Source organism: Mesorhizobium sp. M8A.F.Ca.ET.165.01.1.1 (assembly GCF_004792065.1).
Taxonomy (GTDB): domain Bacteria; phylum Pseudomonadota; class Alphaproteobacteria; order Rhizobiales; family Rhizobiaceae; genus Mesorhizobium.
Genome location: NZ_SRTH01000081.1, coordinates 1 through 418, shown reverse-complemented (window position 1 = coordinate 418; position 418 = coordinate 1). Strand labels below are relative to the sequence as shown.

General features: G+C 68.9%; 1 protein-coding gene and 1 pseudogene. One reads left to right on the top strand and one right to left on the bottom strand.

Annotation, left to right across the window (positions count from 1 at the left end; translation table 11 throughout):
- Nucleotides 1-228: helix-turn-helix domain-containing protein (locus EN808_RS35205; RefSeq protein WP_135918221.1), on the top strand; the 228-nt coding region annotated here is incomplete at its 5' end.
- A gap of 8 nt (nucleotides 229-236) precedes the next feature.
- Here the strand turns inward: EN808_RS35205 and EN808_RS35200 are convergent.
- Nucleotides 237-418: pseudogene (locus tag EN808_RS35200) on the bottom strand (lactoylglutathione lyase); the annotation flags it as partial.

Genomic DNA, 418 nt, shown 5'->3' with positions numbered 1-418 from the left:
GAGCGGACGCTGCGCCGGCGCTTCGACGACACGTTCGGCTATGGTCCGAAGACGCTCGACCGCATCCTGCGCTTCCACCGCTTCCGCCGCCTGCAACGACAGCAGAGCGACGCCTCGACCGCGCTGCTGGCGATCGAGGCCGGCTATGCCGACCAGGCGCATCTGATCCGCGAGAGCCGGCGGCTGACCGGCGTCACGCCGACGGCGCTGGCGGGCGGCGCGCCGTAGAAGCGCCGCTAGCCTTGCGGCATCGCCGACATGTCCATCCACATCGCCTCGAAAATGTGGCCATCCGGGTCGGCGAGATTGCGGTTGTACATGAAGCCGAGGTCCTGCGCCGGATTGACGTCGGCCGTGCCGCCATTCTTCGCGGCCGCACCGTTCATGGCGTCGACCTGGGTCCGGCCGTCACTGGAAA